Source organism: Synechocystis salina LEGE 00031 (genome assembly GCF_015207985.1).
In the GTDB taxonomy this organism is placed as follows: domain Bacteria; phylum Cyanobacteriota; class Cyanobacteriia; order Cyanobacteriales; family Microcystaceae; genus Synechocystis; species Synechocystis salina.
In genome coordinates this window covers 35,803-51,356 of record NZ_JADEVV010000030.1, presented here as the reverse complement: position 1 = coordinate 51,356, position 15,554 = coordinate 35,803, and the positions used below count along the sequence as shown (strand labels likewise).

Annotated in this window: 16 protein-coding genes; 8 read left to right on the top strand and 8 right to left on the bottom strand. The window is 49.1% G+C overall.

What is annotated here, in order from left to right:
- The first annotated feature begins 320 nt into the window (after nt 1-320).
- From IQ217_RS11510 to ribD, 3 genes are all read left to right on the top strand, one after another.
- Nucleotides 321-1,439 (top strand): hypothetical protein, encoded by a 1,119-nt coding sequence (locus IQ217_RS11510; protein ID WP_194020045.1) that lies wholly within the window; start codon nt 321-323, stop codon nt 1,437-1,439.
- Nucleotides 1,440-1,700: 261 nt separating this feature from the next.
- Nucleotides 1,701-2,339, top strand: a complete 639-nt coding sequence (locus IQ217_RS11505) for a class I SAM-dependent methyltransferase (protein WP_194020044.1) — start codon at nt 1,701-1,703, stop codon at nt 2,337-2,339.
- 98 nt (nt 2,340-2,437) lie between these two features.
- The gene (gene ribD / locus IQ217_RS11500) at nt 2,438-3,550 is read left to right on the top strand and encodes a bifunctional diaminohydroxyphosphoribosylaminopyrimidine deaminase/5-amino-6-(5-phosphoribosylamino)uracil reductase RibD (RefSeq protein ID WP_194020043.1); all 1,113 of its coding nucleotides are present in this window, start codon (nt 2,438-2,440) and stop codon (nt 3,548-3,550) included.
- On the opposite strand, the gene IQ217_RS11495 is transcribed toward ribD, so the two are convergent.
- The gene (locus IQ217_RS11495; protein WP_194020042.1) at nt 3,495-3,653 is read right to left on the bottom strand and encodes a DUF2256 domain-containing protein; all 159 of its coding nucleotides are present in this window, start codon (nt 3,651-3,653) and stop codon (nt 3,495-3,497) included. The genes ribD and IQ217_RS11495 overlap by 56 nt on opposite strands.
- Nucleotides 3,654-3,670: 17 nt before the next feature.
- On the bottom strand, nt 3,671-4,957 hold the full coding sequence (locus IQ217_RS11490; RefSeq protein WP_194020041.1) for a M16 family metallopeptidase: 1,287 nt from the start codon (nt 4,955-4,957) through the stop codon (nt 3,671-3,673).
- A gap of 220 nt (nt 4,958-5,177) precedes the next feature.
- Between IQ217_RS11490 and IQ217_RS11485 the strand changes: the two genes are divergently transcribed.
- On the top strand, nt 5,178-6,239 hold the full coding sequence (locus tag IQ217_RS11485) for an Mrp/NBP35 family ATP-binding protein (RefSeq protein WP_194020040.1): 1,062 nt from the start codon (nt 5,178-5,180) through the stop codon (nt 6,237-6,239).
- Nucleotides 6,240-6,241: 2 nt separating this feature from the next.
- On the opposite strand, the gene accC is transcribed toward IQ217_RS11485, so the two are convergent.
- On the bottom strand, nt 6,242-7,588 hold the full coding sequence (accC, locus tag IQ217_RS11480; protein ID WP_190596469.1) for an acetyl-CoA carboxylase biotin carboxylase subunit: 1,347 nt from the start codon (nt 7,586-7,588) through the stop codon (nt 6,242-6,244).
- Nucleotides 7,589-7,706: 118 nt separating this feature from the next.
- Here accC and IQ217_RS11475 point away from each other — a divergent pair, with 118 nt between their 5' ends.
- The gene (locus IQ217_RS11475; RefSeq protein ID WP_194020039.1) at nt 7,707-8,366 is read left to right on the top strand and encodes a putative antibiotic biosynthesis monooxygenase; all 660 of its coding nucleotides are present in this window, start codon (nt 7,707-7,709) and stop codon (nt 8,364-8,366) included.
- Here the strand turns inward: IQ217_RS11475 and IQ217_RS11470 are convergent.
- Nucleotides 8,363-8,968: a nucleoside deaminase gene (locus tag IQ217_RS11470; protein WP_228024042.1), complete on the bottom strand. Its 606-nt coding sequence runs from the start codon at nt 8,966-8,968 to the stop codon at nt 8,363-8,365. The two genes, IQ217_RS11475 and IQ217_RS11470, sit on opposite strands and share 4 nt — an antisense overlap.
- 206 nt (nt 8,969-9,174) lie before the next feature.
- Between IQ217_RS11470 and fmt the strand changes: the two genes are divergently transcribed.
- The gene (fmt, locus tag IQ217_RS11465) at nt 9,175-10,182 is read left to right on the top strand and encodes a methionyl-tRNA formyltransferase (protein ID WP_194020037.1); all 1,008 of its coding nucleotides are present in this window, start codon (nt 9,175-9,177) and stop codon (nt 10,180-10,182) included.
- A 7-nt stretch (nt 10,183-10,189) separates the two neighbouring features.
- Here the strand turns inward: fmt and IQ217_RS11460 are convergent, their stop codons facing one another.
- Entirely contained in the window at nt 10,190-10,633 is a 444-nt protein-coding gene (locus IQ217_RS11460) for a DUF29 domain-containing protein (protein WP_194020036.1), read from the bottom strand.
- Nucleotides 10,634-10,881: 248 nt separating this feature from the next.
- Here IQ217_RS11460 and IQ217_RS11450 point away from each other — a divergent pair, with 248 nt between their 5' ends.
- Together IQ217_RS11450 and rpsD are read left to right on the top strand one after the other, a co-directional pair.
- The gene (locus IQ217_RS11450; protein WP_194020035.1) at nt 10,882-11,685 is read left to right on the top strand and encodes an ABC transporter ATP-binding protein; all 804 of its coding nucleotides are present in this window, start codon (nt 10,882-10,884) and stop codon (nt 11,683-11,685) included.
- Between the two features lie 218 nt (nt 11,686-11,903).
- Nucleotides 11,904-12,512, top strand: coding sequence for a 30S ribosomal protein S4 (gene rpsD, locus IQ217_RS11445; protein WP_194020034.1), 609 nt, complete (start codon nt 11,904-11,906; stop codon nt 12,510-12,512).
- A 250-nt stretch (nt 12,513-12,762) separates the two neighbouring features.
- On the opposite strand, the gene IQ217_RS11440 is transcribed toward rpsD, so the two are convergent.
- The 3 genes from IQ217_RS11440 to IQ217_RS11430 are packed head-to-tail and all read right to left on the bottom strand — an operon-like array spanning nt 12,763 to nt 15,315.
- A complete protein-coding gene (locus IQ217_RS11440; protein WP_338116542.1) occupies nt 12,763-13,842 on the bottom strand; it encodes an AI-2E family transporter in 1,080 nt (359 codons plus the stop codon).
- Nucleotides 13,839-14,042 (bottom strand): hypothetical protein, encoded by a 204-nt coding sequence (locus tag IQ217_RS11435; RefSeq protein WP_190596455.1) that lies wholly within the window; start codon nt 14,040-14,042, stop codon nt 13,839-13,841. Before IQ217_RS11435 ends, IQ217_RS11440 begins: the two co-directional genes overlap by 4 nt.
- 10 nt (nt 14,043-14,052) lie before the next feature.
- Nucleotides 14,053-15,315, bottom strand: coding sequence for a glutamate-5-semialdehyde dehydrogenase (locus IQ217_RS11430; protein WP_190596453.1), 1,263 nt, complete (start codon nt 15,313-15,315; stop codon nt 14,053-14,055).
- Nucleotides 15,316-15,554: the final 239 nt, after the last annotated feature.

Genomic DNA, 15,554 nt, shown 5'->3' with positions numbered 1-15,554 from the left:
TTCTTCTCTCCTTTTTCTACTGCACTTACCGCTTTCTCTCTTAGATCTATACTGTAGGGGGCTGGCATCGCTTTTTTCCTAACTCTTTCCCTATATTATGTCCTAACCTTAGCAATCTTTGCTATATGAAACAAGCCAATTTATCAGAAGGTGATCTATAAACACTGAAAATTCATTATTTTAAACATTTAGATACATTTTTTATACTTAATTAAATTCAATCGATAAATGAACAGGACAATTAATTATGATTAGGTGACTATATTCGAAAAGAACGTGTTTAATTAAAATTGTTAGTAGTAAGAGACGAATTAAACAATATGGCTAGCAATCAACCGGATAAATTAAATCAAGCCAAATTGATTCAGTTGGAGCAAAACCAACTTAAACTACAACAAGAGTTTGCGGCTTTACGATTCTTTGAAGCACAGAAAAAGAATGAAGCCCAGATCCAGAATAACACTGATTTAGTCAAAGAAATAGAAGCCCTTAAACAAAAGATCAGTCAGGTTGAAGCTGTGGTTAGCCGACCTACCGTCATTTCCGCCGACGCCTATCCCCATTTAATTGTTGAAGAACCGCCTCCTTTATTGGACTTGCCCATCAGTAAAATTATTGATATCTACCACGAAATTCCGCAAATATTGGAAGTTTATTGTCAGCGGGTTTCTCTGTTAACTGACCAAACAGATATTGTAGAAAAAAATAATGTTGGTAACTTTTGGGTAATGCAACTCAAAAATCAAGGATTTTACCTATTTCCTCGTCCTGAATCCTTCAGCCGTTTTAGTTCCTTGAGCAGCTTTGCCAAACTATTTAGGGCAATTAACGAAAGCCCAGCAGAGAATTATCAATTTACCCTGCAAGCACCGGCAAAGCTAGACGTTTTAAAAATTGGCGAAAAGTGGAAATTACTCAAACCAGGAAAAATCATTTTTGGTCAATGCCCATTGGAATATGCTTGGCAACAGGAGATTAGCACAGTGAGAAAAGAATATGAAAAATTTAATAAGCTATTGGATGCAAGGGGAAGTGCGGGGCTAGATTTCACTTTGATTACCCAATATTGGCAACAATCATTGATGCAAAAATATGGCGAATTAGTAACCTTAGCGATTAACACTTGCATGCCGATCGCCTATGCCATTTATAAAGGCCCCATGCTAGTACCATGCCAGATTTTATTAGGCTCTAATCCTTTGGTAGTGCCAGGTTGGGACCGGGGGGTGCCCTGGGATACGTCTATTTATTCCCAATCCCATAGCAAATTTAACAAGGATTATCTCCGCACCGCCGCTGACCATCCCCTGCTACCCAATCAGATTTACCTGCGGGAAAGTAACGGCAAAACCCACCACACTTGGGCAATTACCAAAAGTTATGAAGAAGCAACGGCGATCGTGCAAAGGCTCAATGGCCATTGGATTTCTTTAGATTAATAATCCTATTTAGCCCACTAAAAACTACCAAGCTTTAGGTTGAGAATTAATATTTAAATTTGGCTAATCTTTCCAGGTGATCATCCACATTATCAAAATCTAACTTACTCTTTACTTCAATGGCAATGGCTTCTGTACCGCTTCTATTTAGCCTTTTATTGGGTCAGAGGAACCCAAAAATGGCACCATAATGGATTAGGAATACTTTATTTCCCGTTTTCGCCAATCCCTACCTCCTGTCAAATTTTTGCTTTCTTCACCATGACCGATCGCCGTCAGTATGCCCCCGCTACCCAACGCAACCGAGAGGCGATCGCCGCTGTTTTGCAGGAGTATCTACCTCCCCAGGGCAGTATTTTGGAAATTGCCAGTGGCACCGGGGAACACGCTTGTTTTTTTGCGCCCCTATTTTCCCCCCGCTGGTGGATAACATCTGATCCTGATCCCCTTTGTCGGGAAAGTATTCTCGCCTGGCAGGAGCACCAGGGATTAGCCTGTTTACAGCCACCGTTGGACTTAAATGTGCAATCATCGCCGTGGCCAGTGGAAGCAGAAATTTTGCCGGAGCCTATCACTGCCATAGTGGCAATCAACTTAATCCACATTTCCCCCTGGGAGTCTTGTTTAGGTTTACTGAATGGGGCAGAACGCATCTTACCGGCGGGCGGCAGACTCTATCTTTACGGCCCCTATCGCCAGGATGGTGTAACCACTGCTCCTAGTAATGAAGCGTTTGACCAATCTTTGCGGAGTCGGAATCCGGCCTGGGGTTTGAGGCAGCTCGAAGATGTGATTGAAGCAGCAAAAAAAAGGAATCTACACAATCAGGCTGTTATCGCCATGCCGGCCAATAATTTATCGGTGATTTTCCAGAAGGGGTCAGGCAAAAACCTCCATTGATAGCTAGGAAGAATAATTGCAGCCCCACCGTCTATGCCTGGTTGCAAGTTGAGCAAATTTTACGCAAATCTGATTAAATTCCTTCTTCCTAGTGCGCCATGATCTCAGACCAAACCCATATGCGTCGTTGCTTGACCCTAGCAAAAACGGCGATCGGCAAAACGGCCCCTAATCCATTGGTGGGGTCGGTCATTGTCCAGGGAGATCAAATTGTCGGCCAAGGTTTCCATCCCCAGGCAGGGCAATCCCATGCAGAAATTTTTGCCCTCTGGGAAGCTGGCGATCGGGCTAAGGGTGCCACTCTATATGTCAATTTGGAGCCCTGTAATCATCAAGGTCGCACTCCCCCCTGTACGGAAGCAATTATCAAAGCGGGGATATCTAAAGTGGTGGTGGGCATGGTGGACCCCAATCCGTTGGTGGCGGGTAAGGGCATTAGTCGATTGAGACAGGCTGGCATTGAGGTGAAAGTGGGGGTGGAAGAAAAAGCTTGCCAGCGCTTAAATGAAGCGTTTTGTTTTCGCATCCAGCACCGGAGACCCTTTGGCATTTTCAAATACGCCATGACGTTGGACGGAAAAATTGCCACGGCCCAGGGCCACAGCAGTTGGGTCACCAGTAGAGCCGCTCGCCATTGGGTGCATCAATTACGCAGTCAATGCCAAGCCGTAATTATTGGTGGTAATACGGTGCGGCGGGATAATCCTTTGCTCACTACCCATGGACTGAGTGACCAAAATCCTTGGCGGGTGGTGTTGAGTCGCACCTTGGATTTACCTTTGGAAGCCCAGTTATGGCATCAAGAGATTGCTAAAACTTTGGTGGTGACGACAAAAAACTGTGATCACAATATGCTCAGCCATCTGGAAAAATTGGGGATAGAAACCCTGATCTTAGATCCGTTAACTCCCCTGGCAGTAATGACGGAGTTGTACCAACGGGATTGTCTGCAAGTGTTGTGGGAATGTGGCGGCATCCTAGCGGCCGAGGCGATCGCCATGGGGACAGTGCAAAAAGTTCATGCTTTTCTCGCCCCGAAAATTATTGGTGGTGGCATGGCTCCGACCCCAGTGGGGGAATTGGGTTTCCAGCGCATGACCGAAGCATTAAATTTAACTAATCTCCATTGCCAGGCGATCGGACCCGATTGGTTATTTACGGGCTATCTGGCTGCAAACGCTGACGACGGCAACGGTCAGAGCAATATTTAACTTCGTCCCAACAACTGGCCCATTTTTTGCGCCAAGTGAAGGGCCGTTGGCAAACGGGGCAAATTTTACTGGGCAGATGGGCTTTATTACCTCGGTGGGCCATGGTTTTTATGGGTAAACCTATAGTGGTTCGGGCAGAGCCACCACTTTGCCATAGGCGGTGGGGGAAAGGTAGGTTTGGGCAGACCTTTGTAAATCCTCTGCCGTCAGGGCTTGGATTTGTTCGGGGTAGGTCAAGGCCGGTTCTAAATCGCCAATTTGAGCGTAGTAATAGCCATATAAATTAGCCCGATCGCCAGGGCGTTCATTGCCAAAAACAAAGCGGTTGGCCACCTGGGTGCGGATGCGTTCTAAGTCCTTCTCTGGTACCGGTTCATTTTGCAATCGCTCGATGTGGTCTAGGATGCACCGCTCCACGGTAGGAATATTTTCCGTCGGTAACTGGGCTGAAATGTAGAACATGCCCTGGGTGGCCTGGGTGGAATTGCTGGCCCCGATCGCCGTTACTAAACCCTTTTCTTCCCGCAATTCTCGAAACAAACGGGACACTCGCCCCCGACCCAAAATCACTGCCAATACTCCCAGGGGTATGGTTTGCTCAAACTGGTCTAATCCCGGCGATCGCCAAAGCAAAATTAGACGGGCCTGTTGTAAAGCTTTATCTACCACAGTGGTTGTTTCTACCTTAGTAAAAGGTGGAGGAATATTGACCGGCGGCGGCGTTAAGGTTTGGGAAGGGGATTTCACCCGGTAACAATCGGCAAAACTGTTGGCTACCGTTTCCACTAGATGGGCTACAGGGCGATTCCCCACCACAGTGGCAGTGATGGCCTGGGGCTGATACCAATGGGCGTGGAAATCCCGCATCTGTTGAGCTTGGAGATGGGTAATAATTTCTCTCGCCCCCAGCACCGGTCGGGCGTAGGGAGTGTGGGGAAAAGCCAACTGCACCACCTGCTGAAAAATGCGCCGTTGGGGATCATCCTGAGATCGCCGAATTTCTTCTAGCACCACCAACCGTTCCCGCTCAAACGGCCCATCGGCAATGGTGGGATTAAGCACCACATCCAACTGTAAAGGGGCTAAATGTTCAAAATCCTGGGGAGCTGAAGTGAAGTAAAACTGGGTGTAATCCTGGCTGGTGGCGGCGTTGGTACCCGCCCCCCTAGATTCAATGGCCCGCTCAAATTCCCCCATGGCGAGGCGGGGAGTGCCCTTAAACACCATGTGCTCCAAAAAATGGGCTGTGCCATTAATGTCATCTCCTTCCCAACGGGAACCCACCCTCAACCAAAGTTGAAAAGACACTGCTTCCACCGGCATCTGCTCCGCGATAATGGTTAAACCATTGGGCAACACTTCAATGTGGGGACGATTGAGGCGGGGAGGCAATAGGCTGGGGGTCATGGAGGGAAACGGATAGGGTTTGCTCTATGTCTATTTCCACTCTGACACAATGCTTAGGTTTGGGGGGGATTTTCCTGACTTTGTCGGGGGGTTAGTCAATGGTGAAGCTTGCCTATCCCTGGGGTCTGTCTGGCCGGAACCTGCCCAAAAACCTTTAAGATCAAGGGGCAGACTGTAATCCCTCAGAGAATTCTCCCAATTTTTGTCATCAATTGTCACTATGTTAACCACCGATGCCGTTTTAACCGTGCTCCGTCCCGTTCAAGATCCCGAACTACAAAAAAGCTTGGTGGAACTGAACATGATCCGAGATGTGGCGATCGCCGGGGGCACTGTTAGTTTTACCCTGGTGTTGACCACACCGGCCTGTCCGTTGCGGGAATTCATTGTGGAGGATTGCGAAAAAGCGGTTAAAACCTTGCCCGGGGTGGAAAAGGTAGAAGTAACGGTGACGGCGGAAACTCCCCAACAAAAATCTTTGCCCGATCGCCAATCCGTGGGGCAGGTGAAAAATATTATTGCCATCTCCAGCGGTAAGGGAGGGGTAGGAAAAAGCACCGTGGCGGTGAATGTGGCGGTAGCCCTGGCCCAAACCGGCGCTACAGTGGGACTATTGGATGCAGATATTTATGGTCCCAATGCCCCCACCATGTTGGGCTTGAGCGGTGCGGCGGTGCAAGTACAAAACAGTCCCCAAGGGGAAGTGTTAGAGCCAGTTTTTAACCATGGCATCAAAATGGTTTCCATGGGCTTTTTAATTGACCCCGATCAACCAGTAATCTGGCGAGGCCCCATGCTGAATGGCATTATTCGTCAGTTCCTCTACCAAGTCAATTGGGGAGCTTTGGATTACCTAATTGTCGATATGCCCCCTGGTACCGGGGACGCCCAACTTACCCTGACCCAATCGGTGCCCATGGCCGGTGCTGTCATTGTCACCACGCCCCAAACCGTCTCTTTGCTGGATGCTCGCCGGGGTCTGAAGATGTTCCAACAGATGGGGGTGAACGTGTTGGGCATTGTGGAAAATATGAGCTATTTCATTCCCCCGGATCTGCCCGATCACCAATACGATTTATTTGGTTCCGGCGGCGGCGAAAAAGCTTCCAAAGAACTGAATGTGCCCCTGTTGGGCTGTGTGCCCTTGGAAATTAGCCTGCGGGAAGGGGGAGACAAGGGCATTCCCATTGTGGTTTCCCAACCTGAATCGGCTTCTGCTAAAGCCCTAACCGCGATCGCTAAGCAAATTGCTGGCAAGGTTTCCATGGCCGCCCTGGTTTAAAATTAGGGCGTTAAATGCTCTTCAATAAAATTGGTGTACACATCCCCGGCCAGAAAAGCTGGGGTTTGTAGTATGCGCTGGTGAAACTCTAACGTGGTGGGTACTCCAGTGATGGCACATTCCCGCAACGCCCTCTGCATTCTCTTGATGGCCGAAGGGCGATCGCCAGCCCAGACAATTAACTTGCCAATCAGGGAGTCGTAATAGGGGGGAATTTCATAGTCAGTGTACACATGGGAATCGATCCGTACCCCAGGGCCACCGGGGGGCAAATAGGCACTGATTTTGCCAGGATGGGGCCGGAAGTTTTGTTTGGGATCTTCGGCGTTAATGCGACATTCGATGGCGTGACCCCGAATTTGTATGTCCCCTTGGCGGAAGCGGAGCTTTTCCCCCATGGCAATGCGAATCTGCTCCGCAATCAGGTCATAGCCGGTAATCATTTCCGTCACCGGATGTTCCACCTGGATACGGGTGTTCATTTCCATAAAGTAGAAATTGCCGTTGCCATCCACCAGAAATTCCACTGTGCCGGCTCCAACATAGTTAATGGACTTGGCCGCTTTCACCGCCGCTTCCCCCATTTTTTTCCGTAGGGAAGGGGTCAAAAAGGGACTGGGAGCCTCCTCGAGTAACTTTTGATGCCGCCGTTGAATGGAACAATCCCTTTCCCCTAGGTGCACCACATTGCCATGGCTATCGGCCAAAATTTGGAACTCAATATGGCGGGGTTTTTCGATGAATTTTTCTAGGTAAACTCCTGGATTACCAAAGGCCGCCCCTGCTTCTCCCTGGGCCGCATGGAACATTCGCACGAAATCTTTTTCTTGCTGGACGAGGCGCATGCCTCTACCACCGCCGCCGGCCGTAGCTTTAATGATCACTGGGTAACCAATGTCTGCAGCAATTTTCAGAGCCGTTGCTTCTGAATCGATCAAACCAGGACTACCGGGCACACAGGGCACCCCGGACTTTTGCATGGTTTTTTTGGCGGTGGATTTATCCCCCATGGCCGTAATGGCTTCTGGGCTGGGGCCAATGAAAGTAATTTGATGGTCAGCGCAAATTTCGGCAAAGCGAGCATTTTCCGCCAAAAAGCCATAGCCTGGGTGAATGGCAGTGGCGTTACGGGTGAGGGCGGCGGCGATAATGTTGGGAATGTTGAGATAGCTTTTGTTACTGGGGGGCGGCCCAATGCAGACACTTTCGTTGGCTAGTTGTACATGGAGAGCGTGGCGATCGATGGTGGAGTGGACTGCCACGGTGGGAATGCCTAATTCTTCGCAACTGTGAATGATGCGTAAGGCGATTTCTCCCCGATTGGCAATTAAAATTTTGGCGAATTGCATTGGCCCACCCAGCTCTAGCGTTGGTAAAACGATGTGTTTAGTCTTTTAGTAGAATATCGGGTTTTGTTGACTAGGCGATCGCCGATATACTGACCCCGCGCCCCCATCCCCATTGCCCATGACATCTCCACCAACGCCAGACCAAGCCGCTGATGAATATTTTGAGTATCATTTTGCCCACCGGGTCACCCCAGAGCACCAGCAAATTTTTCTGGAGTGTCAGGAACAATTAAAGGAGTTAGAAAAAAAATATCCGGGCTACATTAGCAGTGAATCCACCGAATTACGCTCGGAAGGGGGCATTTTTGTAGCGGAAACAGTGATCCGCTTTGACACGCTGGAAAATTTTATCGGTTGGCTAGATAGCCCAGAAAGAAGACAGTTAATTTACCTAGAAGAAAATGCTGGTTATGAGTTTAAAGGCAAAGTAAATACGGAAGGTTACAGCCGTTGGTTAAAGCAAAAACTGAGCCAGCCATCCCCCGTCTGGAAAATAAACCTGTTGGTTTTATTGGTACTTTACCCCACTGTTATGGGGCTTAATTTGTTGCTCCATAAGCCAGATTTGATTGATTTCCCCACCTGGATGCTGTTCAGTAACTTTTGTAGTGTGGCTATCACAGGCTGGTTTGCAGTGCCCTGGGTAAGTGGCATTTATCAACGTTGGCTAGAGGGGCAAGGCACAAAAAAAGAGCAATCTTTGGCGTTGGCGTCCATTATCCTTGCTCTACTTTTGCTATTACAGTTTTTTCGGGTAATTTTCAGTCGATTGGGCTAGTAGCGGGCACCGTCCGGTAACTGACGAAATTCCTCCCAAACCACTTGAGCTTCTTCCTGTAAAATTTGCTCCGGTGCTAACAGTCTTTCTGGGTAAGGTTTTGTCAAATCTTTACTGATATTGCTGTCGTCAAAAAGATCTTCAAAATCGCTCCAACCGGCAGCGTAGTAAATTTTGTCAATCCTGGCCCAGTAGCTGGTGGCGTAGCACATGGGGCAACATTCGCAACTGCTATACATCACCGCCCCTGCCAAATTCCAGGTGCCCACGGTTTGGCAAGCCTGACGGATAGCATTTACTTCCGCATGGGCAGACGGATCATTATCTTTGATTACACTGTTACCCGCCGCCCCAATTACTTCTCCATCCTTGACTATGACCACGCCGAAGGGGCCACCAGTCTTGTTGACCACCCCCGCATCCCGCATAATGGCGATCGCCTGGCGCATGTACTCACGGTCTTGTTCAGTAACCATTCTGGCTATATCCTCTAAAGGGGTAAATTTAGTCTGACGGGCTGTTTCCTGACTTTTGCCCATGCCGTCAACTATTGGTACAAATTGTACTTTTAATCCATGGCAACGGCTGGGGAAGAATGGCATTTCTTACAATTCTTCACACTTTTTAGAAACTGTTTTAAAGGTTCTCCTAGCCCCTCAACTTTGGGGGGAAACTACTTTAAAGTCCCCCAGTATTGGGAGATTTAGGAGCAGGGTAGAACTTTATAAGCAGACTCTTGGGGCGATAAAGCCATGGTAATTGGTAGTTAAAGCCCTAGGGAACCGAGCTATTTCTTTGATATTTTGCAATGAAAATTGTCTTCTTTGGCACACCGGATTTTGCTGTTCCTACCCTCAATGCTGTTTTAAACCAACCGGATATGGACGTGTTGGCGGTGGTTAGTCAGCCCGATCGCCGACGGGGGAGGGGCAGTAAGTTAATTCCTTCTCCGGTCAAGGAAGTGGCAATGCAAGCCGGTATTCCTGTATGGCAGCCGGAACGGGTGAAAAGGTGCGGGGAAACCCTCGCAAAATTACGAAATTGCCAAGCCGATTTCTTTGTGGTGGTGGCCTACGGACAATTACTTTCCTCGGAAATTCTAGCCATGCCCAGGCTGGGATGTATTAATGTTCATGGTTCCCTACTACCCAAATATCGAGGTGCGGCCCCCCTGCAATGGGCGATCGCCAACGGAGAAACGGAAACTGGAGTCACCACCATGCTTATGGACGAAGGCATGGACACCGGGGCCATGTTGCTAAAAACTTCCACCCCCATCGGTTTACTGGATAATCTAACGGCGATCGGCGATCGGTTGGCCAAGTCAGGCGCGGAATTGTTGGTGCAAACCCTCCGGGAACTAGATGGAGCCAAACTGCAACCCACTCCCCAGGCTGAAACGGAAGCCACCTATGCCCCTCTGCTGAAAAAAGCCGATTTTGTTATTGACTGGCACCGGAGCGCCATAGAAATCCATAACCAAGTGCGGGGTTTTGCGCCGGCCTGCCACACAGCTTGGGGCGAACAGACCCTGAAAATAATTAGCACCATTCCCCTGGGGAAGGAATTCTTTACCCTCTTGCCGGAGCAATATCAAGATTTGGCCAACGCCTATAACCATTGTTCCTTCGAGTCTGGCTCACCGGGGCAAATTATCGCCACTATCAAAAATTGGGGCCCCATTCTACAAACTGGCAACGGCCACCTATTATTGGAACAAGTTCAGCCCCCAGGCAAAAAGTCCCAAAGCGGTTGGGATTTCATCAATGGGAACCGGGACATCAGAGCTTTTGGTCTGCCCAATGCCCATCAATAATCAATAATCAATCAGTTAGGGAAACAACACGATTCAACACTTCCCCAATGTCGTAGGGACAAGCCGCCGGAAAGTCTAACCCGGTTTCCTTAAATGCTTCTAGCTTGGCATTGCCATAAATTTCCCCCAGCCACCCATCCGTCAAATACCGCCGTAGGCTGGGGCTATCTTTAAGGTAGAAACTGATATTATTCCGTTCCCGTTGAATGGTTACTTGCCAACTGCGGGAGCGCCTCTGGGGTTGATAATCCCACTTCAGCAAATGATGAACAATGAGCCGCAGACTACTTAACAGGCGATCGCGTTCTCGCTTGGACAAATCCCGCACCTCCTCCACCAGATTTTCGATGTCAAGTTCTGCGAATTTACCTGAAGCCAGCAAATCAGCCATCGTTTCTGCCCATTGGCTATAGTCCCGCTCGTATAGTTGTTTGGTCTTGACTTCTTCCATGGCAATCTATGGCTGAATCCCACCGAAATTTAATTTTTGGCAGGATCAAGGATGGGTTCCATCCTAATCTTTGGTAGATCAAATTGCCATCCTGTCTTGCCAACTGGCTCCAAACCACTATGATTGGAGGCGGTATAGCCACCCCCCGGCAAAAAGTCCCAAAGCGGTTGGGATTTCATCAACGGGAACCGGAGCACCATTGGTTTCGCCTAAATCAGAGTAATTGAGCGGTAATTGACACATTTTCCATGAGCGATCGCATCACCCCGGCAGAAAATCTCGGTAGTCCGGACAGTTCTCTACTCCTCGCCCAGGGGCTATGCAAAAATTTTGGCGGTCTGCGGGCAGTGGACCACGCCGATATTGTGGTCAAAGAAGGCAGTATCACCGGCTTAATTGGCCCCAACGGTGCTGGCAAAACCACTTTATTTAACCTGTTGTCAAACTTTATTCGTCCTGATCATGGGGAAATTTTATTCGACGGCAATCCCATCGGTGAACTACCCTGCCATCAAATTGCCCTACTCGGTTGTGTGCGGACTTTTCAAGTGGCCAAAGTTTTATCCCGTTTAACTGTGTTGGAAAATATGTTGTTGGCAGATCAACATCAAACCGGTGAAAAGTTTCTGCAACGATTAATTAGTTTCAAAAAAGTACGGTCAGAAGAGCGGGTCAACCGCCAACGGGCGATGGAGATGCTGGAATCTGTTGGTTTGGCCGCTAAAGCCCATGACTATGCCGGAGCGTTATCGGGGGGACAACGGAAACTGTTGGAAATGGCCCGAGCCTTGATGAGCAATCCCAAGCTCATTTTGCTAGATGAACCCGCCGCCGGAGTTAACCCCACCCTGATTGGGCAAATTTGTGAACACATTGTCAATTGGAATCGCCAAGGCATTACTTTTTTAGTGATTGAACATAATATGGATTTGATCATGACCCTCTGTCACCACGTTTGGGTCTTGGCAGAAGGAAGAAACTTGGCCGATGGCACTCCTGAGCAAATTCAGTCTGACCCTAGGGTTCTGGAAGCCTATTTGGGCGATTCCTAGCCCTTGGGAGAACCAGTCAAGCTTGAGAATTGGTAAAGAATTAATTGAAGTTCTCACCATGGTCTTTACCCTAAGCCAATAGAGTATGGGACATTGAGCATCAATTACCAAGTTATTCACAATGCCCTGGGAGAGGACTTCACTGGGTAGCGTTAACAGACCTCACTAACCTATAATGGGATGTTTGGGAATTATTGATTAGGAGATGACCAACTAAGATGTCTCGTTATAGAGGACCTCGTCTGCGGATCGTCCGCCGCCTTGGGGAATTACCCGGTTTAAGCCGTAAATCCCCTCGCCGTGCCTACCCCCCCGGCCAACATGGCCAAGCCCGTCGCAAACGTTCTGAGTATGCCATTCGGCTAGAAGAAAAACAGAAACTACGGTTGAACTACGGCATTACGGAAAAGCAATTGGTCCGTTATGTGAAAAAAGCCCGTCGGGCTACGGGTTCCACCGGACAAGCTCTGTTGGAACTGCTGGAAATGCGCTTGGATAACACTGTGTTCCGTTTGGGCATGGCTGGCACCATTCCGGGGGCTCGGCAGTTAGTCTGCCACGGCCACATCACCATTAACGGTCAGGTAGTGGATATTCCTAGCTACCAGTGCCGTCCTGGGGATGTTGTCAGTGTCCGTGATCGGGACCGTTCCCGTAAATTGGTGGAAACCAATATGGAATTTCCTGGTTTGGCCAATGTGCCTTCCCATTTGGAGTTCGATAAAAATACGTTTACTGGCAAGGTCAACAGCGTTATTGACCGTGAGTGGGTGGCGTTGCAGATCAATGAACTGCTTGTAATTGAGTATTATTCTCGGAAAGCGTAGATCTGTCTGGGGAAATGGGGGAGAATTTACTTTCCCTTTCCCTAACCACCAGGGGTTTGTCTTTTTTTAACAAGTATTAAAGTGGGAAACTGCAGAATTCCCTTGGAGTTATTTATTCAACGTTTCGCCGCTGATTCCTATCAGATTAAGTTCGTGTGAATTGCAGAGGAGTTTGCAGAAGGATTATCCTCACCTCCAAGTTAGACCCATTTTCAACTAAATTTACACCACATTTACTGTGGCCCTTCCCCTAGGATTCCGGCAATACCGGCGGGATTTGCGTGGATTTTTCTTCCTCAACTTCTTCTGAGCTTTGGCAACGATCAAGAACGTCTTTGATCAATATTTCTTGCACTAGAACTTGGGCAACTAAGGTGAGGGGCACCGCCAACCACAACCCAAAAAGTCCGAACACACTGACAAAAAATACTTGGGCTAATAGTAAAACCCCCCGCAAAATTGGCTGGGGCTTGCCCATGCAGTGCAGGGTGATCCAATGGAATTCAAAGTAGTTGATCAACCCATAGAGCGTCAACACCAAGAGAGGTTTCCAAGCATTGTCCAACAGGGCGATCGCCATGGCGGGGACTAGACTAATCAGGGGACCAATGTTGGGAATAACAACAAAAATACCGGCAACAAGGGCTAGGGCCAGGGGAAGCCGCACCTGGAGCAAAACTAAACCGAGCCAAGTGGTGGCGGTGACCACCACAGCACTGACCACAATTAGCCGTAGCCAATCCTCCAATAAAATTTCCGACTTACTAAGAACTAGATCAACCCGGGCTCGATAAAAAGCAGGAAAGCAACGGATGAAACCCTGACGGTAGGCCCTGGGATTGGCCAAAAACATCAGACTGAGCACAATAAGCAGTAAAAGGGTGAGGGGTAAACCCAGGGTGCTGTAAAACAACCCCAAACCGTTGCCGGCCAATTTCTGCAAAATAGGCCTGATCTGTCCGGTGATTTGTTGCCAATTGGGTAGGAGGGGCGTTAATTCTGGATCGATCGCCCTGGCTATTTTCCGGAGCCATTGTAGGGTGTCATCAATGCTGGTGGGGACAAGGGTCAGGAGTTCCTGGAATTGCTCCACAAAGGGGGGGATGATCAGGGCCACCACTATAACGAGGGCCAACAGTAGAATGATCACCGCCAAGGGTATGGATAATTGTTTTTTTATGCCCCGCCGCTGGAACCATTGGGAAAGGTGGTTTAAACCGTTGGCCAGCACCACGGCAGCAAACAACAGTAACAATAATTGGCGGATCTGCCACAGCACTGCCCCCATCAACAAGAGACTGATAAAGCCAGACCATTGGGCAAAGGTCACGGTGTTTTCCTCCCCTGCCATTCCTGTAGCCCCAACCAAACGATGACCGCCAGCACTGGAGTGAACACTAATAGCAAGGTCCAGGCTAACTCTGGTGGAGGAGCAAAGGCCGGCACAATAAACTTAATGCCCCAGGAGATAAGAAACGAAGGGAGCAATACTTTCAGGGCCAACAATGCCAAACGACCTAACTGTGACATGGGCAATGGCTCAACTGCGACTTTCCCCCTGGACAATTTGCTTGGGGGTCATAAATGCTTCTAAGCCAATCAAGCCTCGCCGTTGACCTTTTTGGCTCGATACCCCCAAAAATAATGATTCTCCCTGGTGGGGATTGCGACAGAAAGAGGGCGGAATATTGACATAAACCAGGGCGCTGTCCACCCCCATGGAAAACTGTCGACTTTCCTGGTAGGAATCGGTGGCAATACAATCCCCGTGGCCACTGCTATGGCTATTGATCCAGGCGATCGCCGTTTTCAAGTTTTGGGTGGTGCGGAAGGCCACTGTGCGGTCCAGGTAGGCCTTACCCCATTCGTTCTCCTTGGCCAGGGTGAGGTGGTCGGGAAATTGTTCACAGAGTTCACTGTCTCCCCGGAGCTTGAAGCCCTTGCCCTGTAGGTTATTCAATAGTCGTACCAACGGCGCTGGATTTTGCCCCGGACTAACCAGAACTTTTTCAATGGCATTGACCGGATCCGGGTGCCCCACATGGCTGTCGATGATCATTTGCCGCACCATTTCCAAGTCCCCTTTACTAGACCAGTAGAGGTAACAGTTACCCATGGCGGCCCTCAACACAGGGGGAGTACATTGTTGGCTAATTTGTTCCACAAAACTGGGGCGGCCGTAGGGAATAACCAAATTAAGCTGGCTAGCACTGCCCACTAAGTCCTGCACATTGGGTAGCGTTTCGCTGGGAATATGGTTAACACTGTCCACCGGTAAATCCGCATCTAGTAAACCTTCCCGCAAGATTTCACAAATGGCCGCGGTGGAATGGCTAGAGGCACCACAACTCCTCAAAACTAGGCTGTTCCCGGTTTTCAGGCAAAAGCCTGCGGCGATCGCCGCTAATTCAGGAAAAGCTTCATAGACTAGGGCCACCACCCCCAAGGGCATCAACTGGCAATAGGTCTGGGCCAGGTTAAATTGATAGGGGGAAGCCATCACCCGCTGGAGGGGATCCGGCAAGGAAGCCAAACGCTTCAGAATAGCCACCGTGTTTTGCAACCTTTCCGGGGTGAGCTTGAGCCATTCACAGAGACAATCCGCCACGGACATTTCCCGACTAACCACCAAATCCAAGGTATTGGCTTCCAAAATTTGGGCAAAGGAACGTTCCAACGCCTCCGCCATGGCCAACACCGCCCGACTCCGGTCATTGCCGCCATAGGAATCGAGGGCAAGGAAAGCTCCCTGGGCAGAATCGAGAACCTTTACTAAACCGGCCGCGGCATCGTCGCTAGTCATCGAAAATTCTAGGGGGCAAAGCCCGCCTGCAAAGATGGATTTACTTCGGACAGTTTATTCGACGAACACCCATCCAAAGTAACCAAAAGGAAAGGTTAGGGATTTTAGGGGTTAGGGGCAGCCAATTGCTGGATTGACAGTTATAGACAATTAAACAATCAAAGCTCAGATTTAGTCAAAATGGCGATCGCCAAGGGCCAGTTCGAACCGGTGAATTATCTCGCTAATCATTAAGAAAA